Below are 517 nucleotides of genomic sequence, written 5' to 3' on the forward strand. Positions count from 1 at the left end.
TTATCAAGGACGGTCCATTTTTCACTTCTTCTTGCAAAGATATGATCCTCCAGAAGTTTAACTCGTTCCTTGAGTCGGTCATTCTTATTCTGAAGTGTATTGATATCTGTCAAAAGAGTATTGTTATATGTCTGAAGAGTATTGTTATCTGTCTGAAGAGTATTGTTCTGCTCCTGGAGTTCCTCAATGAGTTTCTTTAGTTCTTCTGGGCTCTCGGGCAATCCTGATTCTGACATCTGATAAGGAGTCTAGGGTATTCCCGGGAATTATAATACTTCACAGTAGTTCAGTGCTTTATGAGCCTTCCAGAAATCGATTCCCGATAACAGAAGCTTCAGTTGTTCATATGTAATATTCTGAGCCTCGGCTTCATCCTTTGGCCAGGGAAAGGTCTCTTTCTCTATCTTCTTCTGCCATAAACAGAATCCATTGTTATCCCAGTAAAGGGCTTTCAGGATCTTCCTTTCCCGATTACAGAATAGAAAAATGGAAGATGAGAATGGATTAAGCTCCATAT

At 39.7% G+C, this 517-nt stretch carries 2 protein-coding genes; both read right to left on the minus strand.

What is annotated here, in order from left to right; genetic code table 11:
- Positions 1–236 (minus strand): hypothetical protein (locus DV872_RS26250; protein WP_199563551.1); only part of this gene is annotated, 236 nt, incomplete at its 3' end.
- Between the two features lie 30 nt (positions 237–266).
- On the minus strand, positions 267–517 hold a 251-nt coding region (gene tnpB / locus DV872_RS26255), incomplete at its 5' end, for an IS66 family insertion sequence element accessory protein TnpB (RefSeq protein WP_147283291.1).

It is taken from the genome of Oceanispirochaeta sp. M1 (genome assembly GCF_003346715.1).
In the GTDB taxonomy this organism is placed as follows: domain Bacteria; phylum Spirochaetota; class Spirochaetia; order DSM-2461; family DSM-2461; genus Oceanispirochaeta.